A 23,520-nucleotide genomic window follows, 5' to 3' on the forward strand; every position below is an offset into this window, starting at 1 on the left:
CAGAGGGGGCCGATCAAGGCATTCACCGATCAAGGCTTGGCGATGTGCCACGCGCCGTTGAGGAAGCCGTCGCCGGTGATGTCGCCGGGCTTGGTGTCCTTGGCAAAGGTGTAGAGCGGCTTGCCCTTGTAGGCCCACTGCATCGTGCCGTCGTCCCGCGTCACCATCGTCCAGTCGCCGCTGGCGGCCGAGCCGGAGGCGGCCATCAGGGCCGGCCAGTTGGTGGCGCAGGGGCCGTTGCACATCGACTTGCCGCCCATGTCCTTGTCGAAGGTGTAGAGGGTCATGCTCTTGGCATCGACGAGCGCCGGCCCCTTGGCGGTCTCGGCCGTCATGGCAGGCGCGGCAGCCTGGGCGGCCAAGGCGGAGAAGGCGACAGCCGCGAAGGCGGCGCGGATCAGCAGAGTGCGCATGGGTGAGGTCTCCCGCGGTCGAGCATGACCGCATCGGGAGGGATGCCGAAGAGGCGCCTCTATTCCACGCGTCTTCTCGACGACAGATCACGAAGGCGTGAACGGGCTCTCAGCCAAATCCGCGGAATAAAGCCGCGCCCCAGGCATCCTTCCCATCGACACCGGATCAAAAGGAAGCCGCATGCGCGGAGCACTGGGATTTGCCGTGACGGCGGCGCTGATGGCGAGCGGCCTCGTCGGCGGCCGGATGATGATGCGCCCGACCTTGGCCGCGACCGAGCCAGCGGCAGCTCCGTCCGCGTCCTTCGACGCGATGATGGCGCAGTCGATGGCGCAGATGCATGCCGACATGATGGTCCCGCCCTCGGGCGACCCCGACCGCGACTTCGCCGCGATGATGATCCCGCACCACGAAGGCGCGATCGCGATGGCGAAGGCAGAGCTGCTCCACGGCAAGGATCCGGTCCTGCGCCGCCTCGCGCAGGGGATCGTCGTCGAGCAGGGCCAGGAGATCGATGTGATGCGCCGCGCGCTCGCCGATCGCCCCGCGATGCCGGGTCGGTCCGCCGGCGCCCCTCCCGTTCACCACCATGGCGCGGCACCTGCCGCCGAGATGCCTTCGGAGCACCGCCGATGAAGACCGCCCTGACCGTTCTCGCCCTTGTGCTGCTCTCCGGCTCGGCCTTCGCCGGGCAGGCTCCGGGCCCCGCCTCGGCGCCCGACGTGCCCATCAGCAGCAAAGACCGGTTCTACACCTCCGATCAGTTCTCCAACACGGTCTCGGTAATCGATCCCGCCGCCAACACCCTGCTCGGGGTGATCCGGCTCGGCGACCCGACGCCGATGAATCTGAGCCCGCTCTATCGCGGGCAGCTTCTGGTCCACGGCATGGGCTTCTCGCCGGACCACAGGACCCTTCTCGCGGTCTCGATCGGTTCGAACTCCGTAAGCTTCATCGACACGGCGACCAACGCGGTCCGCCACACCGCCTATGTCGGCCGCTCGCCGCACGAAGCCTTCTTCACGCCGGACGGTCGAGAGGTCTGGGTGAGCGTGCGCGGCGAAGACTATATCGCCGTGCTCGATGCCGCGACCGCCAAGGAGACCCGCCGGATCACCGTACCGAACGGGCCGGGCATGACGATCTTCTCGCCGGACGGCACCTACGGTTACGTCTGCTCCAGCTTCAGCCCCGAGACCGTCGTCATCGACACCAAGACCCACGCCATCGTCGGCCGCGTGAAGCAGGAGAGCCCGTTCTGCCCCGACATCGCCGCCACGCCGGACGGCAAGCAGGTGTGGTTCACCCTCAAGGATGTCGGCCGGACCCAGGTGTTTTCGGCGCGTCCGCCATTCGCGCCGCTGAAGACGATCGAGACCGGGCCGATCACCAACCACGTCAACATCGTCTCGACCAAGGCCGGCCAGTTCGCCTACGTGACGATTGGCGGCCTGAACCAGGTCAAGGTGTTCCGCACCGACGATTTCTTCCAGCTCGCAACGATCCCGACCGGCGCCCTGCCGCACGGGCTCTGGCCCTCGGGCGACGGCAGCCGCGTCTATGTCGGCCTGGAGAACGCTGACAAGGCCGCGGTGATCGACACCGCGTCGAACACGGTGATCGCCGAGGTGCCGATCGGGCAGGGTCCGCAGGGCGTCGCCTACGTCCCGAACGCCGTGCCGGAGGGCGACGGAATGCAAAACCTCCAGCCGCTGGGGGCCGCAGGCCAGACCAGTGCGCTGACGCTCGCGGGCGGCGACGGCAAGCCGGCGACGCAGGTCACCCTGTTCGACCAGGGCGTGCTGCAGACGCTGCAGGCCGCGATCACGGGACTGGCGCCGAAGATGCCGTTCGTGCTGGCGCTGTCCGCAGATCCGAAGGGCGCGACCGGCCTGGAGCCACTCGCCGCCTTCACCACCAACCCGGCCGGCGCGGCCATCGTCAACGCGATCGGCCCGATCCGGCAAGTCACCCGCAAGGACGCCGGCCCGAGCCGCCGTTACCTCGTGGTCGCGGCGGGCAAGCCCGGCAAACTCGGCGGCGTCGAGCAGGTGCAGATCACGGATTAATCGAGCGGTGTCGCCAGTCCGGAAGGCGAACATCTCAAACAATGCCTCCGTGACGCGAGCCCAGCCTCGATGTCTGCTTTCGAGAACAGCGTCAGCCCGCTTCTATGGCGTAGTTGGGTCGGATGCGGAAGGTCCGCTTCAGGGCGAAGGGTCAGGGTCTGCTCCCCACCCATAGCGGGTCCTCGGAAGGTCTGCTTTCGGGATGACTATAAGCTAGGGACCTGCAACTGGAACGGGTGGGAAGCAGCAGGCTGCCCGGCTCACCCCGGCCCCCCTGCCGGCCAGCGATGGTGCAGGTCGTCGATGACGAAGGCGTGAGCGTGCCGATGGCCACCGGCATCGAGATGCGGATGGTCGGGCCTGAGGTCGCCGTGGACGTGCTCGACCACATCAGGGTCGGAGGCGGGCCAGAGTAGGGCCGCCGCCGCGATGGCTGCCAAGGTCAGGCCCCCCAGGACCGCCAGCGTCGTCGGCATGCCGATATTAGCGCCGAGCCAGCCCGCGAGCGGGTAGGTCACCAGCCACGCCACATGGGAGAGCGCGAACTGTGCCGCGAACACGCCCGGCCTATCGCCTGGCGAGGCCGAGCGCCGGAGAAGGCGTCCGGTCGGGGTCTGGGCTGCCGAGTAGCCGATGCCAAGCACGAGCCAGGTCGCCAGCAGCATCGGCCAGCCGATGACCCCGCCCCAGGTCGTGGCCGCGAAGGCGAGGAGAACGATCCCGAGCAGGCCCGCCGCCGGGATCATAACCGTCCGGTCCGGCAGGCGGTCGAGCATCCGCGGCAGCAGGAGGGCGGCCAGCATCGACCCGCCGCCGAAGAGGCCGAGCGCGATCGCGACGTCGTTCTGGGAGCGATGCAGGATGGCCTGGACGATCACCACCGTGTTGACGATCACCATCGAGCCGGCCGCCGAGACGGCGAGGTTCAACGCGAGCAGCCCGCGTAGGCGCGGCGTGGCGAGGTAGATGCGCAGCCCCCGCGTGGTGCGCTCGTAGATCCCGGCGCGGCGTTCGGGCAGCTTCGGCGACGGCAGCGACACCGAGACCACGAAGGCGGCCGAGCAGAGGAACCCGACAACGGTCCCCCCGAATAGCCAGTGGAAGTCGATGGCGGTTAGCAGCAGGGCGGCCAGGGTGGGGCTGAGGAGGTTCTCCAGGTCGTAGGCGAGGCGCGAGAGCGAGAGCGCCCGCGTGTAGTCGCGCTCCTCCGGCAGGATGTCGGGGATGGTCGCCTGGAAGGTCGGGGTGAAGGCCGCCGAGCACGATTGCAGCACGAAGACGAGCGCGTAGACCTGCCAGACCTGGTCGACGAAGGGCAGGATCAGCGCGACGCCGGCGCGGACGAGGTCGGTCGCCACTAGGAAGGCGCGACGCGGCAGTTGCCCCGTGAAGGCGTTAGCGATGGGCGCCACGAGCACGTAGGCCGCCATCTTGATGGCGAGCGCGGTGCCCAGCACGGCGCCGGCCTCCGCCCCCGCCAGCCGGTAGGCGAGGAGGCCGAGGGCGACGGTGAGCAGGCCGGTGCCGACCAGGGCGATCACCTGCGCGGCGAAGAGGTGCCTGTAGGTCCGGTTCGCGAGGACGGCCAGCATCAGAGATACTTCGCCAGCGCCTTGAACTCGGCCAGCGCGACCTTGGCCGACTTGCCGCCGTCCGCGACACCCTCGCCGATGCAGTTCTCCATGTGGTCCTCGATGAGGACCCGCTTGGCGTTGGCGATGGCGCTCTCCACCGCGTGGAGCTGCTGGGCGAGGTCCACGCACGAGCGGCCCTCCTCGATCATGGCGATGACGCCGGCGAGATGCCCGTGGGCGCGCTTCAGGCGCTTGACGATGTCGGGGTGGGAGGCGTGCGCATGTTCCATGTTGACATCCTATCCCCCCGGGTAGGATAGGGGAAGGGTATCGGGCGCATCGGGGTGGTCTCGGGCCGAACGGGAGTTGGGTGGTCGGTGTCCTTCGGGCGGCGTCTCATAGCGGCAGCCGCCGCGTTCATGCTGGCGCTCGTCGCGGTCATGCCCGTTTTCGTGGAGGCCCGACACGCGGCGTCGGTGACGCTCCAGGCGCAGGACATCGGCTCCGGCGCGACACACGACCATGGCTCGGACGAGGGGGCCCCCGGCGATCTCGCGTACCATGCCCAGGCCCACGCGCAGGGGGTGATGCCCACGACCGAGGGAGCATCCACGGTGCGGGCGAATGCGGCCATGGCCTTCTCCGTCTCCGACGAGCGCGAGCGGTCCCCCGGACGGCCGCCCGGGTTGTTCAAGCCCCCGAGGGCCTGAGGCGGACCACGATCGCAGTCCCCCCAGTTTCTCGAACTCCGGCGCCGCGCCGCCCTGCCCGAACGGCATGGCCGCCCGCCCATGGCAACGACATGCTCAGACGTCTTCCCCTCGTGCTGCTGGCCGTAGCCGGCGGCTTCCTCGTCGCGACTTGGTGGCCGGCGGCCCCGGACGCGGTCCGCGCGCTCGTGGCGCGGGCCCGGCCCGCCGCCACGGTCCCGTCCCGTGAGCCTACGCCGGCGGCGGCTCCCGAGCCGGAGCACTCCGGCTTGATCCGCTTGACGGACGCACAGATCGCCAAGGCCGGCATCCGCACGGATGACGCCGGCGAGGGCCGCCTCGCGCGTCACCTCCATGTCCCGGGCACCATCGTCCCGAGCGCCGACAACACTGCCCGGATCGCGGTGAAGACGACCGGCACCGTCGTAGAGTTGCGCAAGGGTCTGGGCGACCGGGTCGCCAAGGGCGAGGTCGTGGCGCTCATCGAGAGCCGCGAGATCGCCGAGACCAAGGGCGAGTACCTTGCCGCGCGCCTCTCGGCCGCCCTGCAGAAGACCCTCTACGAGCGCGACAAGGAGCTCTGGGACCGGCGGATCTCGTCGGAGCAGCAGTACCTGCGCTCACAGGCGAGCTACCAGGATCTAAAGGTCAAGGAGGACGCCGCCCGGCGCAAGCTGAGCTTCCTCGGCCTGGGGCCGGCCGAGATCGACGCCCTGCCGACGAAGCCCCAGGCGCAGTTCGAGCGCCAGGAGATCCGCTCGCCCATCGCGGGCAGGATCGTGGAGCGGCGGGTCGACCTCGGCGCGGCGGTCGGGCGCGACAATCTGGAGACCGAGCTCTACAGCGTCGTCGACCTCTCGAAGATCTGGATAGACCTCGCCGTTTCCCCAGGCGACCTTCCCCTGGTGCACGAGGGGCAGGAGGTGACGTTCCGGACCGAGGCGACCGGCGCGGAGGCACGCGGGCGCATCGTCTTCATAGGGCCCGTGCTCGACCAGAACACCCGCGCCGCCCGCGTCGTGGCCGAACTCGCGAACCCGCAGGAGACCTGGCGGCCCGGCTCCTTCGTCTCCGCCGAGATCGTCATCTCGGACAAGCCGGTGCGCGTCCTCCTCCCGACCGCCGCGATCCAGACCCTGGAGGGCAAGCCCAACGTGTTCGTGCGGGTGGTGGATGGCTTCGAGGCCCGCCCGGTAACCCTCGGCCGGTCTGACGACGAGAGCGTGGAGGTGACGGCGGGCCTGGAACCCGGGGAGGCGGTCGCGGTGGCCAACAGCTTCACCCTCAAGGCCGAGCTCGGCAAGTCCGCGGCGGAGGACTGAGCCATGATCCGCCCGATCCTCGCCTTCTCAATTACCAACCGCTACGCGGTCATCCTGGTAACCCTCATCGCCACCGCGCTCGGTGCCTGGGCACTGGCGCGTCTACCCATCGACGCCGTGCCCGACGTCACCAACAACCAGGTCCAGATCAACGCCGTCGCACCGGCGCTGACGCCGGTCGAGATCGAGAAGCAGGTCACGGTGCTGGTTGAGCGGGCGCTCGCCGGTACGCCGGGGCTGGAGAGCATGCGCTCGTTCTCGCGCAACGGCTTCGCCCAGCTCACTGCGGTGTTCAGCGACAAGATCGACGTCTACTTCGCCCGCCAGCAGGTGAACGAGCGCCTGGTCGAGGTGCGCGGCACCCTGCCGCCTGGCGTCGAGGTCAGGCTCGGGCCGATCTCCACCGGGCTCGGCGAGATCTACTGGTGGTCGGTCGAGTACCAGCCCCCTGGCGAGGGGACTCCGGTCAGAGACGGCAGGCCCGGCTGGCAGGGCGACGGCAGCTACCTGACGCCTGAGGGCGAGCGGCTGACGAGCGACTTCGAGCGCACGGTCTACCTACGCACGGTCCAGGACTGGATCATCCGACCGCAGATGAAGAGTGTCCCCGGCGTGGCCGGGGCCGACGCCATCGGCGGCTACGTCAAGGAGTATCAGGTCCAGCCCGACCCGATGAAGCTCGTCGGCTACGGCCTGTCGTTCGCCGACCTGGCGCGGGCCATCGAGGTTAACAACGCGACCCGCGGCGCCAACTACATCGAGCGCAACGGCGAGGGCTACGTCGTTCGGGCCGGGGGCCTGCTGGAGAACGTCGACCAGATCCGCGAGATCGTGGTGGCGACCCGGGCCGGGGTGCCGATCCTGGTCAGCGACGTCGCACAGGTCGGGATCGGCCGCGAGCTCCGCACCGGCTCGGCCAGCGAGAACGGGCGCGAAGTGGTGCTGGGCACCGCCCTGATGCTCATCGGCGAGAACAGCCGAACGGTCTCGGCCGCGGCCGACGCCAAGATCCGGGAGATCAACAAGCTCCTGCCGCCCGGCATCAAGGCGAAGACCCTCCTCAGCCGGACCGACCTCGTCGACGCCACCATCAAGACGGTGGCCAGGAACCTCGCCGAGGGCGCGCTCCTCGTCGTGGCGGTCCTGTTCCTGGCTCTCGGCAATATCCGGGCGGCCCTCATCACGGCGCTGGTCATCCCGGTCGCCATGATGGTCACGGCCACCGGCATGCTGGCGGGCCGCATCAGCGCCAACCTGATGAGCCTGGGCGCCCTCGACTTCGGCCTCATCGTCGACGGTGCGGTCATCATCGCCGAGAACAGCCTGCGGCACCTCGCCGAGCGCCAGCACGAACTCGGTCGCAGGCTGTCGCTGGAGGAGCGGCTCACCACGGTCCGGCTCTCGGCCGAGGAGATGATCAAGCCGTCCGTCTACGGGCAGGCCATCATCATCCTGGTGTACGTGCCGCTCCTCACCTTCGCCGGGGTCGAGGGCAAGACCTTCACGCCGATGGCCCTGACGGTGCTGATCGCCCTGGTGGCGGCCTTCGTGCTGTCCCTGACCCTCGTGCCTGCGATGATCGCGACCTTCGTGTCGGGCCGGGTCAGCGAGAGCGAGAACGCGCTCATCCGCGGGTTGAAGGCGGTCTACCGGCCCGTCCTCCTCGGCGCGATCCGCGCCCCGCTGGCGTTCGTGGCGGGCGCGGTCGTCCTGCTCGGGATCGCGGGCGTGCTCGCGACGCGGCTGGGGCAGGAGTTCACGCCGACGCTGGACGAGAAGAACATCGTCATGGAGGCGCGCCGCATCCCGTCGACCTCGATCACGCAGTCGCAGACCATGCAGCTCGGCGTCGAGGACGCCATGAGCAAGTTTCCCGAGGTGGCGTTCGTGTACTCGCGCTGCGGCACGCCCGACATCGCCGCCGACCCGATGCCGCCCAACGCCTGCGACGCCTACCTCATCCTGAAGCCGCAGGCCGAGTGGCCGGACCCGACCGAGATGAAGGTGTCCCTGATCGGCCGAATGGAGGCCGAAGCCAAGCTTATCCCGGGAACCCTGCTCGGCTTCTCCCAGCCAATCCAGATGCGCTTCAACGAGCTCATCGCCGGCGTGCGCGACGACCTCGCCGTGAAGGTGTTCGGCGAGGAGTTCGGCCCGATGGTCGAGGGCGCCCGTAAGATCGCCGGCATCCTACGCAGCCTGGACGGGGCCGCCGACGTCAAGGTCGAGGAGGCGGTGGGCCTGCCGTTCCTGGAGCTCAGGATCGACCGGCGCGAGATCGCCCGGAGGGGCCTGAGCCTCGCCGACGTGCAGGACGTCATCGGCACCGCCATCGGCGGCAAGGATGCCGGCCTGATGTACGAGGGCGACCGACGCTTCGCCATCGTGGTGAGGCTCGCCGATACGGTCCGGAACGACGTCGAGGCGTTGAAGAACCTGCCGGTGCCACTCCCGGCCGCCCAGGCCGCCCCGGCCAGGGCTGGCACCGGCGTGCCGGCCGCGCCGGCGCTGGCGGGCGGGATGAGCGTGCCCCTACGGCAGCTCGCCAGCTTCGCCTTCACGGAAGGACCCAACCAGGTCAGCCGCGAGGACGGGCGCCGACGGGTGGTGGTGACGGCCAACGTTCGCGGCCGCGACATCGGCTCGCTCGTGGCGGAGGCGCAGGCACGCATTGCCGCCGAGGTGAAGCTGCCGGCCGGCTACGAGGTGCGCTGGGGCGGCCAGTTCGAGAACCTGACGGCGGCCCGACAACGCCTGATGGTCGTGGTGCCCGCCTGCTTCGCCCTGATCTTCATCCTGCTGCTCGGGGCCCTCGGCTCCCCCCGGGACGCTGCGATCGTCTTCAGCGCGGTGCCGATGGCGTTGACCGGCGGCGTCGCCGCCTTGTGGCTGCGGGACATGCCGTTCTCGGTCTCGGCCGCGGTTGGGTTCATCGCCCTGTCCGGGGTCGCGGTCCTCAATGGGCTCGTGCTCCTGAACCACATCCGGCAGCTGGTCTCGGAAGGCATTGATGTCGTGCGAGCCGTCCGCGAGGGCGCCCTCACGCGCCTGCGGCCGGTGGTGATGACGGCCCTCGTCGCGGCGCTCGGCTTCGTGCCGATGGCCCTTGCGACGGGAACGGGCGCGGAGGTGCAGCGACCGCTGGCAACGGTCGTCATCGGCGGCCTCATCAGCGCGACGCTCCTGACCCTGGTGGTGCTGCCCGCCCTCTATGCACGGTTCGGGCGCGCGGTGCCCGTCGCTCGACCTGCTGGGATGGCTTCGGCACCACTGGCAGCGGTTCGATAGGAAGGGTGCCGCCGCCGACTGCCACTACGAAGAGGCCAACGTCCGTATGTCCACTTCCGAGCCCGGACTGAACCGACTGCTACGACGAGGTTGGATCTAAGCCGGAACGTCTGCTTCAGGGCGGATAGCCGGGGTCCGCTCTCCACCCTTCGCAGAACCTCGGAAAGTCCGTTTCGCGGCAGCTTGGTGATGATGACCTACGTCCGTATCGGGTAGAATTCTGCCAGTCCGCTCTCGGCTTCGTTGTGTTAGAGCGGACCGGGGTGGCGAAGTTCAGGACCCGGCATACTGGTCTTCGGTGACCTGCTCCATCCAGGTCACGGCCTTGCCATCCAACCGTTCCTGGATCGCGACATGCGTCATCGCCGAGGTCGCCGTGGCCCCATGCCAATGTTTCTCATTCGGCTCGAACCAGACCACGTCGCCCGGCGCGATCTCTTTGACCGGGCCGCCCTCGCGCTGAACCCACCCACGCCCGAACGTGACGATCAGCGTCTGGCCGAATGGATGCGTATGCCACGCCGTCCGCGCGCCGGGCTCGAACGTTACGCTCGCCATCGCGACGCGGGCAGGGTCGGGAGCGCTGTGGAGCGGATCAATCCGAACTGTGCCGGTGAACCATTCGGACGGGCCCTGGCCTGAGGGCTGGCTTCCGCTGCGCTTGATGTCCATGCGATCTTTCCTTCATCGTCTCGGAAACGCCTCTTAGAGCGACCAGCCGCCATCGACAGAGATCGACGCGCCGGTCACGAAGGCCCCAAGGTCCGAACACATCCACAGGACGGCCTCTGCGATCTCCTCGGGCTTGCCCAGCCGTCCGACCGGCTCAAGGTCGATCGCCTTCTGGATGTCGCCGCCCGTGAAGCGGTCCATCATCGGTGTCTCGATATTCCCAGGCAAAACTGCGTTCACCCGGATCTTCGCCTTCGCGTAGTCGAGGGCGGCCGATTTGGTCAGGCCGATCAGGGCGTGCTTCGAGGCGGCATAGCTCGCACCTCCCGCGACACCCCTGATTCCAGCGCCGGACGATGTGTTGACCACCACGCCGCCGCCCTGCCGAAGCATCTGTGCGATCTCGTACTTCATGCACACGAACGTGCCACGCAGGTTGATGTCGAGGATCTGGTCCCATTCGTCGAGGGCGATCTCGTGGACGGGAGCGGCCTTGTTCTCGACGCCGGCGTTGTTGAAAGCACAGTCGAGGCGGCTGAACCGCTCAACGGTGCGAGCCACCGCAGCCTCGACGTCCGCTGGCACCGACACGTCGCATCGAATTGCAATCACCTCGCCGCCATCCGCTTCGATCTCAGCGCGGAGCTGTTCGAGTGCAGCCTCCGTGCGATCCGTGATGGCGACCCGAGCGCCCTCCCTTGCGAACGCAATGGCGGCGGCGCGGCCGATGCCGCTGGCCGCACCCGTGATGAAGGCGACCTTCCCTGTAAAACGGCGCATGTCTCAATTTCTCCGATGACCTCGATGAGGTGCCTGACGTAGCCATCGCGTGAGCCGCCGATCAGGCGTCTGTCCCTCAACGGAACGATGAGCCGCGTTCATCGTCGGACGTCGCGGCGGCTACAATCCGAGGGGCTTCGCCGCGCGGATCAGGTCGATGAGGAGCCGCAATCCGGTCGGCAGTTGGCGACGTCCGGGATAGTAGAGGTGGAAGCCCGGTCCCATCGGTGCCCAATCCGCCAGCACGACGCGAAGCTCGCCCCGTGCGACCACGGGTTCGACGCACGGCTTAGGAAGATAGGCGAGCCCGCCGCCCGCCACCGCAAGGGAGAGGGCGAACCACGTGTTGTCGATGGTCACCGCACCGGGAACGTCGAGGGCGATCTGCTCGTCCGCTCTCTCGAATTCCCATCGATAGAGGCTGTCGTCGCCGAGGCGAATGCGTAGGCATCGGTGAGCTGCAAGGTCACGTGGATGATCAGGCGTTCCGTGACGATCCAGATAGGTCGGCGCTCCAACCACCACCCAGCGCAGATCGGCCGACAAACGCTGCGCCACCATATCCAGAGGCACAGTCCCGCCGTAGCGGATGCCCGCATCGGCTCTAGCTTCCACGACGTCGAGCAGATCGTTGGACACCCGGATGTCGATCTCGACCTGCGGGTGGCGCTCGTGGAAGGAAGGCAACACGGGGGCGAGCAACAACGTGCTCGCATGTTCGAGCACGTTGAGGCGGATGCGCCCGGTGACCTTCGTCGGATCCCGGTGCTGGTTGAGCACGTCGAGCGCGGAGCCGATCGCCGCGAACGGCGCATCCAGCGAGGCGAGCAGATCTTCACCGGCTGCGGTGAGCGTGACGCTGCGACTGGTGCGGTTGACGAGGCGCACACCGAGGCGCGCCTCCATCGCCTTGAGTGCGTGGCTGAGCGCGGAGGCGCTGACACCAAGCTCCAGACCGGCTCGCCGGAAACTGCGGTGGCGCGCGATGGCGAGGAAGGTCCCGAGGTCGGCCAGCTCGGTTCGATTGATCCGCATTGGGGCAGTGGAGTGCCTGCCAACGGGAAAGCAATCCGTATCTGGTCATGACCGCGTTGGACCGGAGGCGGAACGTCCGCTTCAGGGCGAAGGGTCAGTGTCCGCTCCCCACCCCAAGCTGACCTCGCGAATGGGTACCAAGCGTCAGGTTTCGACCACTAGGGGCCCGCATCCACGGGACCTACGGAAACGTCGCCAGGCCGGCCTTTGGTATCCATGCCCCTGCCTGACACCGCCGATGCCCCCCATGTCCTCGTGGTCGACGACGACGCCCTCATCTTGATGGATGTGTCCGACATCCTGGAGGATGCCGGTTTCGTGGTTCTTGAGGCGATGAACGTCGCCCAGGCGATGCGGGTGCTCGACGAGCACCACGGCAAGGTGCAGCTGCTGTTCACGGACGTGCAGATGCCCGGCCCGGACAACGGCTTCGACCTGGCGCGGCGGACGGCCGTGACGTGGCCCCACATCGCCATCGTGGTCGCCTCCGGCAATGTGCGACCTGAACCCGGGGACCTGCCCGATGGGGCGACGTTCATCGGGAAGCCGTTCAGCCCCTCCTTGGTCCGGCACCACGTGCGCGAGACGATGCCGCCGGAGAAGCACCCCGGGCCCCTTCGGAGGTAAGCCCGGGATCGGTTGGCCGGAGCCCCATGCCTCCTCCCGGCTCTCCTCGATCATCGACCGGATGCGAGCGACCCTCGATGTCGGGTTAGGCGAGGTCTTCGAGAATGTCGGAGACCAACCTGCCTACCTTCGGCTCGTCTTCGACCACCAGCATGGTCTCGTCCTCGTTGTCATTCCGCGGCCAAGGGCATCGTGTGCCCCTCGACGGGTTCCGGCCGCATGTCGGATCTCGGCAGTCCCTATCCCTTCACCAGCCCGTACACCGCCGGGATCACGACGAGGGTCAGGACGGTCGACGACACCATGCCGCCGATCATCGGCACCGCGATGCGCTGCATGACCTCGGAGCCCGAGCCGGTGCTCCACAGGATGGGTAACAGCCCGGCCATGATGGCGACCACGGTCATCATCTTGGGCCGCACCCGCTCGACCGCGCCGACCATGATCGCCCGCCTCAGGTCATTTCGCGATAGGGGCCGGCCCTCCCTCTCGCACTCCGTCCGGACCTCGGCCAGCGCATGGTCGAGGTAGACCAGCATGATCACCCCGGTCTCGGCGGCGACCCCGGCGAGCGCGATGAAGCCCACGGCAACGGCGACCGACAGGTTGAAGCCGAGCCACCACATCAGCCAGACGCCGCCGACCAGGGCGAAGGGCAGCGACAGCATCACGATGAGGGTCTCGGTCAGGCGCCGGAAGTTCAGGTAGAGCAGCAGGAACACGGTCAGGAGGGTCAGGGGCACCACGATCTTGAGCCGGGCCGTCGCGCGGTCGAGGTACTCGACCTGCCCGCTCCACTGGAGGGTGGTCCCCGGCGGCAGGCTCACCTCGCCGGCCACCGCCGCTCGCGCCTCGGCCACGTAGCCGCCAAGGTCGCGCCCGGTGACATCGACGTAGATGAAGACCGCGAGTTGCCCGTTCTCGGTCCGGATCTGGGTCGGCCCCCGGGCCAGCGCGACCTTGGCGACTTCGCCCAAGGGGACCGTGCCTCCGCCCGCGATGGGTACCTGCACCTCGGTCGCGATGGATTGTGGGCTCGACCGGAAGGCGCGCGGGTAGCGAACGTTCACGGTGTAGCGCTCGCGGCCCTCGACGGTGTTGGTCACGCTCTCACCGCCGAGCGCCATCGCGATGACGTCCTGAACCTCGCCGACCGTTAGGCCGTAGCGGCCCAGAACCTCACGGTCCGGCGTGATGTCGAGGAAGTACCCGCCCTGGACGCGCTCGGCATAGGCGCTCGACGTGCCCGGCACCGCCTTCACCACCGCCTCGACCCGGCGGGCGACCTTCTCCATCTCGGCGAGGTCGGTTCCGAGCACCTTGATGCCGACGGGGGTTCGGATGCCGGTGGCGAGCATGTCGATGCGGGCGCGGATCGGCTGGGTCCAGGCGTTGGAGACACCGGGGAACTGGAGTGCGGCATCCATCTCGGCCTTGAGGCTCGCCAACGTCACGCCCGGGCGCCACTCCGCCTTCGGCTTCAGGTTGACGATGGTCTCGAACATCTCGGAGGGCGCCGGGTCCGTGGCCGTGTTGGCCCGGCCCGCCTTGCCGTACACAGACAGGACTTCCGGGAAGCTCTTCAGGATGGTGTCCTGTCTCCCTAAAAGCTCTCCGGCCTTGGTCACCGAGATGCCCGGCAGGGTGGTCGGCATGTACATCAGGGTGCCCTCGTCGAGGTCGGGCATGAACTCGGACCCGAGTTGCAGGGCCGGCCAGACCGAGGCGCCTAGAACGCCCAGCGCGATCAGGATGGTCAGCACCCGCGCCCGCAGGACGCCGGCGATGATGGGACGGTAGAGCCAGATCAGGAGCCGGTTCACCGGATTGCGGTGCTCGGGCACGATGCGGCCGCGCACGAACAGGACCATCAGGGCCGGAACCAGCGTCACCGACAGCACCGCCGCCGCCGCCATCGCGAACGTCTTGGTGAAGGCCAGCGGCCCGAACAGACGCCCTTCCTGGCTCTCCAGGGTGAAGATGGGCAGGAAGCTGACCGTGATGATGAGGAGCGAGAAGAACAGCGAGGGACCGACCTCGGAGGCGGCCTCTATCAGGACCTGGACCCGGGGCTTGCCGGGGTCCGCCCGCTCCAGGTGCTTGTGGGCGTTCTCGATCATGACGATGGCGGCGTCGATCATGGCGCCGACCGCGATGGCGATGCCGCCCAGGCTCATGATGTTGGCGCCCAAGCCCAGCGCCTTCATGCCCGCGAACGCCATCAGGATGCCGACCGGCAGCATCAGGATGGCCACCAGCGCGCTGCGCACGTGGAGCAGGAACACGACGCAGACGAGAGCGACGATGGCGCTCTCCTCGATCAGGGTGCCCTTGAGGGTCTCGATGGCCGCCTCGATCAGGTGCGAGCGGTCGTAGACGGGCAGGATCTCGGTGCCCTTCGGCAGGCTGGCGGCGACTTCGGCGAGGCGCGCCTTGGCGCTCGCGATGACGTCGAGCGCGTTCGCCCCGAAGCGCTGGAGGATGATGCCGCCGGCGACCTCGCCGTCCCCGTTCATCTCGGTGATGCCGCGGCGCTCGTCGGGACCGAGCTCGACCCGGGCGACGTCCTTCACCCGCAGGGGTGTGCCCGCCTCCGTCCTCAGGACGATGCTCCCGATGTCGGCGACGCTCTTGAGGTACCCGCGGCCACGGACGACGAACTCGAACTCGGACAACTCGACGGTGCGGCCGCCGACGTCGGCGTTGCTCGACCTGATGGCCTCCCGGAGCTTGGACATGGTGATGCCCTGCGCCCGCAGTCGGTTCGGATCGACGACGACGTTGTACTGCTTCACGAAGCCGCCGACGCCGGCGACCTCGGCCACGCCCTCGGCACGCGACGCTCCGAAGCGGACGACCCAGTCCTGGAGCGAGCGGAGTTCGGCCAGCGACCGCTCCTTGGCGACCACGACGTACTGATAGACCCAGCCCACCCCTGTCGCGTCCGGTCCCAGCGTCGGGGTCACCCCTGCCGGTAGGCGCTTGGCCACCGTGTTGAGGTATTCGAGCACCCGGCTGCGGGCCCAGTACGGGTCGGTGCCGTCCTCGAAGATGACGTAGACGAACGAGACCCCGAAGAACGAGAACCCCCTCACCACCTTCGACCGCGGCACCGTCAGCATGGCCGTGGTCAGCGGGTAGGTGACCTGATCCTCGATGACCTGGGGCGCCTGCCCGGGGTACTCGGTGTAGACGATGGTCTGGACGTCCGAGAGGTCCGGGATCGCGTCGAGCGGCAGGGTCCTCAGGGCGTAGAGCCCGGCTCCCACCGCGAACACGGTCCCGATCAAGACTAGCACCAGATTCTTTGCCGACCAGGCGATGAGGCGGGAGATCATGGCGCCTTTCCCTCGGCGGCGGCCTGCGGGCCCGGGTCGGGTTTGGGCTCCGAAAGCCCCTGCAGCGCCGCCTTCAGGTTGCTCTCGGCGTCGATCAGGAAGTTGGCCGAGGTCACCACGCGGTCGCCCGCGGCGATGCCGTCGCGGACCTCGACGTAGCCGTCGCCGCGGACGCCGAGCCTGACCGGTCGCGGTTCGAAGCGACCCTCGCCCTTGTCCAGCAGGACGACCTGTTTCGTGCCGGTGTCGATGACCGCGTCGTCGGGCACCGCGACCACCGGCCTGTCGCTGCCGGTGGCGATCGTCACGTCGGCAAACATCCCCGGGCGCAGGTCGCCGTTCGGGTTGGGCATTTCGATGCGCAGACGGGCTGTCCGGGTCCCCATCGCGAGGTGCGGGTAGATCCGGGTCACCGCGCCGGTGAAGACGCGGTCCGGGAACGTCCTGGCGCGCACGGTCGCCATCTGGCCTTCTGCCACGGCCGCCAAGTCGCGTTCGGTCACGTCGGCGAGGACCCAGACCTTGGAATGGTCGACGAGCTTGAACAGCGTGTCGCCGGACTTGGCGCGCATGCCGTCGGAGACATTGCGCTCGACCACGACGCCGTCGCGGGGCGCCGACCACGTGATGGTCGAGGGGACTTTTCGGGATCGCTCGATCTCGTCGATGACCTCGGGCGGGATGCCGAGGTTCTCCAGGCGCCGGCGGGCGCCCTCGTAGCCGATGCCGGTGAGGTACTGCGCAGCCGCCGCGTTCATCTCCGGCGAGAACAGGCGCAGGAGCGGCTGGCCCTTGTGCACGTGGTCGCCGGTGGTGACGCCCTCGACCTTCTCGATGAATGCGTCGGTGCGCATCGCGATGACCGAGATCCGGCGCTCGTCCTCCTCGATGGCGCCGGGCGCGCGCACCGGCATCGACAGGACGCGTCGGTCGACGACCGCCGTCCGGACCCCGGTGCGCTGTAGCTTGCCGGGCGAGATTTTCACGGTGCCGTCCTCGGTGTCCTCCCCCTCGTAGACGGGGAGGTAGTCCATCCCCATCGAGTCCTTCTTCGGGGTCGGCGAGGTGTCCGGCAGGCCCATCGGGTTGCGGTAGAAGCGCACCTTGCGGGCCCCCGCAGGCGTGGTGGCCTGACCCATGGCCATGTCGCCGTGCCCGGCGTCGGGCATCGCCTCCGCCTCGTCGGGTTCGTCGAAGCGCACCTCCTCGCTGGCGCGGACGGCGCGATAGTCGCGACCGTCCGCCGTGCGCCTCGGCTCGGAGGCGTAGTCCGGCTTCCCGTCCGGGTCCTGGTAGAAGACGACCGGTCCCGTCGCCTTCGCCGCGACCGATGCCTGTATCGGGGATGCCGGCCGGGGCGTGCTCGGCAGCCAGTGGGTGAACCCGGTCCGCGCCTGCTGGACGAGCGCCGGCACGGGGCTTCCCTCATGCCCCGCGCCATACCCCAGGGCCCCCGCCGCGAGCGCGGCGAGGGTCCCGGCCAGCCATGCCATCCGGCTCACTTGGTGGCCTTGAACACCAGCTTGTTCTCGACGGTGCCGGTCTCGCCCTGAACCTTGGCTCCGAGCGAGAGGCGCCAGCCGCCGGCCATCGTCAGCTTCGCCTTGAACCGGTAGAGGCCCGGCTCCGGCGACGGTAGCTGCTCGATCCTGGAGGTCATCTCCTCCATGCTGTCGGGCGCCATGTCGATGCGCTTGGCGAAGATGACGGCGTTCGGCACGGGCTTGGACGTGCGCTTATCGACGAGGCGGACGTCGAGGATGGCCTCGCCCTGCTTGGCCTCGTCCTTCACCAGTTGGAACTCGTAGTCCTTGGTGTCGGCCCGGGCCGCGGTGGTCAGGGCGAGACCGAGCAGCGCAGCCGTCAGGGCGCGTGAAAACGATGTCTTGGACACGGTGGATGATCTCCTGAAAACGATGTGACCCGGGCCTTCAGGCGCGCGGGATCGGCCGGCGCAGGCGCCGGCGGCATCGGGTTCAGGCTCGGGGAGGCTCGGTGGGCGGCCCTTGCGACAGGCTGTCGAAGGAGGCGGTGACGCCCCAGATCGGCCCCTCGACGCCGGCAACGCGGCCCGGAAGTCCGACGGTGACCGGCAGCCCGGTGGCGACCTTCGCCAAGCAAAGCGCCATCAAGGGGCAGCCCTTCGAGCAATCGGGCAAGTCCGGCCGCTCCTTGGGGCAACACGGCATCTCGTCCATGGCCATCCCGGCCATGTCGTCCATGGCCTCGTCGGGCATCGCCATGACGTTACCCTGAACGGCCATCGGCGCGCGCATGCCCGCGGCGGCCGCGGATGCGGTCACCGGCGCAAGGGCGAGGCTGAGAACCGCCAGGAGCGGAAGCAGCCTGCGAAGGGCGAGCCAGAAGGTCACCGTCGGACGATGCCACATCGTAGACCGGCGAGGAAGGGACGGGACTACCGGACGCGCCAAAGGGATACGGCGAGCGCGACGTTCGCGAGGGCGAGTACGGAAAGGAGGACATAGGTCGCGTCGGCGCCCGCCTGCGTCAGCACGACGGCCCCGAGGGAGGGCGCGAGCGCCTGCGCCACCAGCCCCGGACGGGCGAGCCGGCCGACGAGCGGGGCGTAGCGCTCGGGACCGAACAGCGCGAGAGGCACCGTGCCGCGGGCAATCGAGTAGATCCCGTTGCCGGCCCCGTAGAGGACGAGCGCCAGTCCGACCACGGGCAAGCCCGCTGCCAGCATCGCGATCCCGGTCGCCACGAGAACCATCGCCGCCGTGAGGGTCCAGAGCGGGTGGTGCCGGCCCTTGCCGGCCATCTCGACGATGCGTGCCCCCACCTGGGCCGGTCCGATCAGGGCGCCGTAGGCCACGGCCGATGTAAGAGCCACGCCACGGGCCTGAAGCAAGGTGATGAGGTGAACCGAGACCAGGGCCATCACGGTCCCGCCAAGGGTCAGCACCCCGGCCATGAGGAGGAAGGCGCGACGCTCCCGACCATCGAGACGAATGACGGGGCTCGGGCCTGCGGGTCGCGTGATCGGATGTGCGGGGGGCCGGGGGATCGCGAGCAGGACGAGCGGCAGCGTGACCGAAAGGTGCAGCCCGGCATAGGCGAGGCAGGTCCCACGCCAGCCAACCTGTTCGATCAGGAAGGCCGAGAGCGGCCAGCACACCGTGCTGGCGAAGCCGCCCCAGAGGGTCAGCGTGGTGATGGCAGGCCTTGCCTCGGCGCCGTAGAGGCGTCCGAGCGTGGCGAAGGCGGGATCGTACAGTCCGGTGCCCATGCCCAGGCCGATCAGGAGCCACCCCGCGAGGTAAGTCAGCAGGTTCGGAGCGAGGCCGAGGATAGCAAGGCCGACGGCGAGGGCGACGGCCGCGAAGGCCAGTACCTGCCGGCCGCCATGCTCGCCGATGTAGGTGCCGACCCGCGGCGAGGCCAAGCCCGCGACGAGGAGACCGAGGGACAGGCCGCCGATGACCCATCCCAGCGGCCATCCCGTATCCTTCGACATCGGCGCGGCCAGAACCGACAGCAAATAGAACGAGGAGCCCCACGTCAGGATCTGGACCACGCCCAGGGCCGAGATCACGGGCCATCGGCGCGCCGGGGCCATCGGATCGCTACCGGGCGCCGAGCACGGGTAGCCAGAGGGCCAGCGCCGCCAGGGTGACGAGCAGCACGGGCTGGGTGATGACCAGACCCACCCGCATGTACTGACCCCAGGTGATGTGCTGGCCCTTGGTGTCGAGGACGTGCAGCCAGAGCAGGGTCGCCAGACTCCCGATGGGCGTGAACTTCGGGCCGAGGTCGCAGCCGATGACGTTGGCGTAGACCATGAGCTCGCGCATCAGCGGCGAGAGATCCGGAGCCTGCTGGATGGAGAGCGCACCCACGAGCACGCTCGGCATGTTGTTCATGACCGAGGACAGGATGGCGGCGGCGAACCCGGTGCCGATGGTGGCGACGAACGGACCATGGCCCGAGAGCCAGACGAGCCCCTGCGCCAGATAGTCGGTCAGGCCGGCGTTCTTCAGGCCGTAGACCACGAGGTACATGCCGAGGCTGAAGAGCACGATCTGCCAGGGGGCCCCCGTCAGGACCTTGCGGATGGGAATGACGCGGCTGCGGCTGGCCAGCGCCAGCAAGACCAGTGCGCCGGCGCAAGTGACCACCGAGACCGGCACGCTGAACGGTGCCGTCACGAAGTAGGCGATCAGCAGCAGCCCGAGGAGCGGGAAGGCCGCCCGGAAGACCAGCGGGTCCTTGATCGCGTGGCGGGGCGCTTCGAGCTCGGCCACGGGGTACGTGGCCGGAAGGTCGCGCCGGTAGAACAGCCACAGCACCACCAGGGTCGCGGCCAGCGAGACGAGGTTCACCGGCACCATCACGGCCGCGTATCGGCTGAAGGAGATGTCGAAGAAGTTCGCCGAGACGATGTTGACGAGGTTCGAGATGACCAACGGCAGGCTGGTCGAGTCCGCGACGAACCCGCAGGCGACGATGAAGGCCAGCGCCGCCGCCGGCTTGAAGTTCAGCCGGAGCAGGATGGCGAGCACGATGGGGGTGAGCAGCAGTGCCGCGCCGTCGTTGGCGAACACCGCTGCGATCGCGGCCCCCAGCAGGATTACCAGCGGGAACAGCAGCCGTCCCCGACCCCCACCCCAGCGGGCGATGTGCAGCGCCGCCCAGTGGAAGAAGCCGGCCTCGTCGAGAAGAAGCGAGATGATGATCAGGGCGACGAAGGTGAAGGTGGCGTCCCAGACGATGTGCCAGACCACCGGGATGTCCCCGGGGTGGATGACCCCGGTGGCGAGCGCGACCGCGGCCCCGATCAGGGCGCTCCATCCGATCCCGAACCCCTTCGGCTGCCAGATGACGAAGACGAGGGTGACCACGAAGATGGCGAGGGCGAGCATCGGGACCGTTTCTTGTTCTTGGTCTTTCAGGGCGGGTCAGGCGGTAGCGACGCGGCGCCCGTGCTCGTCGACGACGCGCTCGCCATCCTCCTTGACGAACTCGCCCTGTTGGGCGGGAAGGAGGTCGAGGACCGCCTCGGAGGGCCTGCATAGGGCAACACCCAGTGGGGTGACGACCAAGGGGCGGTTCAGCAGGATCGGATGCTCGCCGATGGCATCCAGAAGCTGATCGTCCGTCAGGCTCGGGTCCGAGAGGCCGAGCTCGCCGAAGGGCGTACCCTTCTCACGGAGCAGATCACGGACCTTCACGCCCGCCCGCTCGGCAAGCTGGCGCACCAGGGTCCGGTTTGGGGGCGACTTCAGGTACTCGACCACGTGCGGCTCGATGCCGGCGTTGCGGATGAGGGCTAGGGTATTGCGGGACGTGCCGCAATCCGGGTTGTGGTAGATCACGACGTCCATCAGGCGGTCTCCGTGCAACAGGCGGCGAGGGCAGCGACAGCCGGGGCGCAGACCTCGGGGCGTCCCTGGCAGCAGTCGCGCATCAGGAACTGGATGAGCTCGGACAGGTCCGGGTAGGCGGCGCTGTAGATGATCGAGCGCCCCTCCCGCCGGGAGGTGACCAGCCCCGAATGGCTGAGCTCCTTGAGGTGGAACGACAGGTTGGTGCCGGACACGCCGACCGCCTCGGCCAGCATGCCGGCCGCCATGCCCTCCGGCCCGGCGGTGACGAGCTGGCGCACGATGCGCAGGCGATGCTCCTGGCCGAGGGCCGCGAAGGCCGCCACAGCTTGCCGTTCGTCCATCATGATGTCAATATATCAACCATCGTTGAAACGTAGAGGAACGAAACGTCTTGGACAAGCCCCTGCAGCCCTTCGCCGATGGAATGCCGAACCTGAGCGAGGGGCATTTCGTGGTCCCGACGACCGACGCCCTGCACGTGAAGACACCGTTCACCCACGCCCCGCGCTTCCTGATCCTGTACGGATCGCTCCGTGAGCGCTCGTTCAGCCGCCTCCTCGCCTACGAGGCCGCGCGCCTGTTGGAGGCGATGGGCGGCGAGGTGCGGATCTACGACGCGCACGGCCTGCCGCTGCCCGACGACGCCACGGCCGATCACCCGAAGGTCCAGGAACTCCGAAACCTCTCGATCTGGTCGGAGGGCCACGTCTGGGTCAGCCCCGAGCGACACGGCGCCATGACCGGGGTCATCAAGAGCCAGATCGACTGGCTGCCGCTCTCGGAGGGTTCGGTGCGCCCGACGCAGGGGCGGACGCTCGCCGTGATGCAGGTCTCCGGCGGCTCGCAGTCGTTCAACGCGGTCAACAGCCTCCGCGTGCTCGGTCGCTGGATGCGGATGATCACCATCCCGAACCAGTCCTCGGTTCCGATGGCGTACAAGGAGTTCGACGACGCCGGCCGGATGAAGCCGGGTCCGCTCTACGACCGGGTGGTCGATGTCTGCGAGGAGCTGATGAAGTTCACGCTCCTCACGCGCGAGCGATCCGACTACCTCGTCGACCGGTATTCGGAACGCAAGGAGCGCGAGCCCGAAAGGCTCAAGGCCGTCGCCGTCGACATCGGGTTCGTGAAGCGACTCTCCTGATCTGCACGTCCACGCCGACCTCTTCTACGCCATCGCCTCGCCCGGTAGGATAGCGATCCCTATTTCAAGGGCTCCACGACCGTAAGCACAAGAGTCTGAGCGCTGGGGCACGTCGGCCGCCACGATGGCGACCACGGGGGCCGTCTCGTCGGGGCGCCGACGATCGCGACGTGGACGGATCCTTCGCCAACGTCGACGGCGGTCAGCTTCACTAGGCTCAGCTGGAGCTTCCGCATGCCGCCTCGGTCAGCGAGGGGGACCGGACGGAGTGGAGCGTCCCCGAGACGTAGACGAGGTCGCCGACGTCCGTGCCCGGCGCGTCGGCCTCGGCGATGGAGGCGATCGGCTCCGCAGTCAGGAGCAGAAATTTCGCTAGGCATCACGTCCTCCTTGGCCTTGCGCCGAACGAACCCCGCCCAGGTCCGGACGGTCCCGTGCGTCGCTGTCTCCAGCACCGCCACTTCGGAGAGGGTCGACGCGGTCAGGGGGCGAGCGAGGATGGCCAGGAGTGGGATGGTCACGACGCCGCCTTCAAGACGATCGCGTCGACGTCGGCGAAGGCGCCGTCGACCTCCGCGGTGGTGATGGCGCCGGCGCCGATGCCGGCGGCGACCTGGTTGTAGACCGCCAGACAGACGCCAATGTGCCTCCGGATCTGCAGGCTCAGCACCTTCAAGCGGTCGTTCGTGAGGGGCCGATCTACCCCGTCGGCGAACGTCCACGGGTCGCTGTCCTTCCGGGCGTCGAGCAGCGTCGCGGTGACCTCGCTTAGCGTGCGCGTCAGGGCCCGCTCGTTGACGGCGACCGCCCAGCCGTCCCACGTCGTGCCGCCCGCCTCGGCCGCTAGGTGCGCCTCGTATGCGTAGGCCAAGACAGCGGCCGCGTCGGGCGGAGCCGGAGCGTTCGGATCGAGCCAGTAGCCATCGGCCTGTTGGGCCTACCTGAGCCACAGCCAGGCGCCGACCGCGTCGCAGAAGACGTCGAGGGAGAGACTAACCATGTGAGATAGCATGGACCGGGGGCGTTAAGGGGGTGAACGTCACGTGGGGCCCTGAAACATAACACCCCCCGACCCCGGGGGCCGGAGGGTGCGCTCAGGATGTGGTGCATCGCGAGGACGACGGATACGTCGACAGTCTAGAATATACCCCACTGAACAGCATCGGACAAGCAAAAGAGGGCGAATAACGACGGTCTAG

22 protein-coding genes are annotated in these 23,520 nt (G+C 68.5%); 7 read left to right on the forward strand and 15 right to left on the reverse strand.

Features of this window, described 5'->3' with window-relative positions; translation table 11 throughout:
- Positions 1-29 precede the first annotated feature (29 nt).
- Complete coding sequence (locus OXS49_RS12880; protein ID WP_056250476.1) at positions 30-413, reverse strand: hypothetical protein; 384 nt, start codon at positions 411-413, stop codon at positions 30-32.
- Between the two features lie 181 nt (positions 414-594).
- On the opposite strand from OXS49_RS12880, the gene OXS49_RS12885 reads away from it, so the two are divergent.
- Together OXS49_RS12885 and OXS49_RS12890 are read left to right on the forward strand one after the other, a co-directional pair.
- Complete coding sequence (locus tag OXS49_RS12885; protein WP_056250477.1) at positions 595-1,050, forward strand: DUF305 domain-containing protein; 456 nt, start codon at positions 595-597, stop codon at positions 1,048-1,050.
- Positions 1,047-2,483, forward strand: a complete 1,437-nt coding sequence (locus OXS49_RS12890; RefSeq protein ID WP_056250480.1) for a YncE family protein — start codon at positions 1,047-1,049, stop codon at positions 2,481-2,483. Before OXS49_RS12885 ends, OXS49_RS12890 begins: the two co-directional genes overlap by 4 nt.
- Positions 2,484-2,743: 260 nt before the next feature.
- Here the strand turns inward: OXS49_RS12890 and OXS49_RS12895 are convergent, their stop codons facing one another.
- Together OXS49_RS12895 and OXS49_RS12900 are read right to left on the reverse strand one after the other, a co-directional pair.
- Positions 2,744-4,075: an MFS transporter gene (locus OXS49_RS12895; protein WP_267424625.1), complete on the reverse strand. Its 1,332-nt coding sequence runs from the start codon at positions 4,073-4,075 to the stop codon at positions 2,744-2,746.
- The gene (locus OXS49_RS12900; protein WP_056250484.1) at positions 4,075-4,347 is read right to left on the reverse strand and encodes a metal-sensing transcriptional repressor; all 273 of its coding nucleotides are present in this window, start codon (positions 4,345-4,347) and stop codon (positions 4,075-4,077) included. Before OXS49_RS12900 ends, OXS49_RS12895 begins: the two co-directional genes overlap by 1 nt.
- A gap of 129 nt (positions 4,348-4,476) precedes the next feature.
- Here OXS49_RS12900 and OXS49_RS12905 point away from each other — a divergent pair, with 129 nt between their 5' ends.
- From OXS49_RS12905 to OXS49_RS12915, 3 genes are all read left to right on the forward strand, one after another.
- Positions 4,477-4,767, forward strand: a complete 291-nt coding sequence (locus tag OXS49_RS12905; protein ID WP_147858676.1) for a hypothetical protein — start codon at positions 4,477-4,479, stop codon at positions 4,765-4,767.
- 92 nt (positions 4,768-4,859) lie between these two features.
- Positions 4,860-6,089: an efflux RND transporter periplasmic adaptor subunit gene (locus OXS49_RS12910; protein ID WP_056250490.1), complete on the forward strand. Its 1,230-nt coding sequence runs from the start codon at positions 4,860-4,862 to the stop codon at positions 6,087-6,089.
- Positions 6,090-6,092: 3 nt separating this feature from the next.
- On the forward strand, positions 6,093-9,377 hold the full coding sequence (locus OXS49_RS12915; protein WP_147858677.1) for a CusA/CzcA family heavy metal efflux RND transporter: 3,285 nt from the start codon (positions 6,093-6,095) through the stop codon (positions 9,375-9,377).
- Positions 9,378-9,650: 273 nt separating this feature from the next.
- On the opposite strand, the gene OXS49_RS12920 is transcribed toward OXS49_RS12915, so the two are convergent.
- The 3 genes from OXS49_RS12920 to OXS49_RS12930 form a co-directional block, all read right to left on the reverse strand.
- Positions 9,651-10,049, reverse strand: coding sequence for a cupin domain-containing protein (locus tag OXS49_RS12920; RefSeq protein ID WP_056254941.1), 399 nt, complete (start codon positions 10,047-10,049; stop codon positions 9,651-9,653).
- A 33-nt stretch (positions 10,050-10,082) separates the two neighbouring features.
- Complete coding sequence (locus tag OXS49_RS12925; RefSeq protein WP_056254944.1) at positions 10,083-10,829, reverse strand: glucose 1-dehydrogenase; 747 nt, start codon at positions 10,827-10,829, stop codon at positions 10,083-10,085.
- Positions 10,830-10,949: 120 nt separating this feature from the next.
- Positions 10,950-11,864 (reverse strand): LysR family transcriptional regulator, encoded by a 915-nt coding sequence (locus OXS49_RS12930; RefSeq protein ID WP_056254946.1) that lies wholly within the window; start codon positions 11,862-11,864, stop codon positions 10,950-10,952.
- Between the two features lie 216 nt (positions 11,865-12,080).
- Here OXS49_RS12930 and OXS49_RS12935 point away from each other — a divergent pair, with 216 nt between their 5' ends.
- Positions 12,081-12,491, forward strand: coding sequence for a response regulator (locus OXS49_RS12935; protein WP_056251390.1), 411 nt, complete (start codon positions 12,081-12,083; stop codon positions 12,489-12,491).
- Positions 12,492-12,730: 239 nt separating this feature from the next.
- On the opposite strand, the gene OXS49_RS12940 is transcribed toward OXS49_RS12935, so the two are convergent.
- The 8 genes from OXS49_RS12940 to OXS49_RS12975 all read right to left on the reverse strand — a co-directional run bounded on the left by OXS49_RS12940 (position 12,731) and on the right by OXS49_RS12975 (position 21,521).
- Complete coding sequence (locus tag OXS49_RS12940) at positions 12,731-15,829, reverse strand: CusA/CzcA family heavy metal efflux RND transporter (protein ID WP_267424626.1); 3,099 nt, start codon at positions 15,827-15,829, stop codon at positions 12,731-12,733.
- Positions 15,826-17,331: an efflux RND transporter periplasmic adaptor subunit gene (locus OXS49_RS12945; RefSeq protein WP_056251383.1), complete on the reverse strand. Its 1,506-nt coding sequence runs from the start codon at positions 17,329-17,331 to the stop codon at positions 15,826-15,828. The genes OXS49_RS12940 and OXS49_RS12945 overlap by 4 nt, the downstream gene beginning before the upstream one ends.
- A complete protein-coding gene (locus OXS49_RS12950; RefSeq protein ID WP_056251379.1) occupies positions 17,328-17,723 on the reverse strand; it encodes a FixH family protein in 396 nt (131 codons plus the stop codon). The genes OXS49_RS12945 and OXS49_RS12950 overlap by 4 nt, the downstream gene beginning before the upstream one ends.
- Before the next feature lie 82 nt (positions 17,724-17,805).
- On the reverse strand, positions 17,806-18,201 hold the full coding sequence (locus tag OXS49_RS12955; RefSeq protein ID WP_056251375.1) for a hypothetical protein: 396 nt from the start codon (positions 18,199-18,201) through the stop codon (positions 17,806-17,808).
- A 44-nt stretch (positions 18,202-18,245) separates the two neighbouring features.
- Positions 18,246-19,409, reverse strand: coding sequence for an MFS transporter (locus tag OXS49_RS12960; protein ID WP_056251372.1), 1,164 nt, complete (start codon positions 19,407-19,409; stop codon positions 18,246-18,248).
- Between the two features lie 7 nt (positions 19,410-19,416).
- Positions 19,417-20,712 (reverse strand): arsenic transporter, encoded by a 1,296-nt coding sequence (locus OXS49_RS12965; RefSeq protein WP_056251369.1) that lies wholly within the window; start codon positions 20,710-20,712, stop codon positions 19,417-19,419.
- 36 nt (positions 20,713-20,748) lie between these two features.
- Positions 20,749-21,174, reverse strand: a complete 426-nt coding sequence (gene arsC, locus OXS49_RS12970; RefSeq protein ID WP_056251366.1) for an arsenate reductase (glutaredoxin) — start codon at positions 21,172-21,174, stop codon at positions 20,749-20,751.
- Positions 21,174-21,521 (reverse strand): metalloregulator ArsR/SmtB family transcription factor, encoded by a 348-nt coding sequence (locus tag OXS49_RS12975; protein ID WP_056251363.1) that lies wholly within the window; start codon positions 21,519-21,521, stop codon positions 21,174-21,176. Before OXS49_RS12975 ends, arsC begins: the two co-directional genes overlap by 1 nt.
- Before the next feature lie 47 nt (positions 21,522-21,568).
- Between OXS49_RS12975 and arsH the strand changes: the two genes are divergently transcribed.
- Positions 21,569-22,321 carry an arsenical resistance protein ArsH gene (gene arsH / locus OXS49_RS12980; protein ID WP_056251359.1) on the forward strand — a complete coding sequence of 251 codons (753 nt, stop codon included), beginning with the start codon at positions 21,569-21,571 and terminating at the stop codon, positions 22,319-22,321.
- A gap of 517 nt (positions 22,322-22,838) precedes the next feature.
- Here arsH and OXS49_RS12985 read toward each other — a convergent pair.
- Positions 22,839-23,192, reverse strand: a complete 354-nt coding sequence (locus tag OXS49_RS12985) for a hypothetical protein (RefSeq protein ID WP_056251355.1) — start codon at positions 23,190-23,192, stop codon at positions 22,839-22,841.
- Positions 23,193-23,520: the final 328 nt, after the last annotated feature.

This window comes from Methylobacterium sp. GC_Met_2 (assembly GCF_026540795.1).
Classification (GTDB): domain Bacteria; phylum Pseudomonadota; class Alphaproteobacteria; order Rhizobiales; family Beijerinckiaceae; genus Methylobacterium.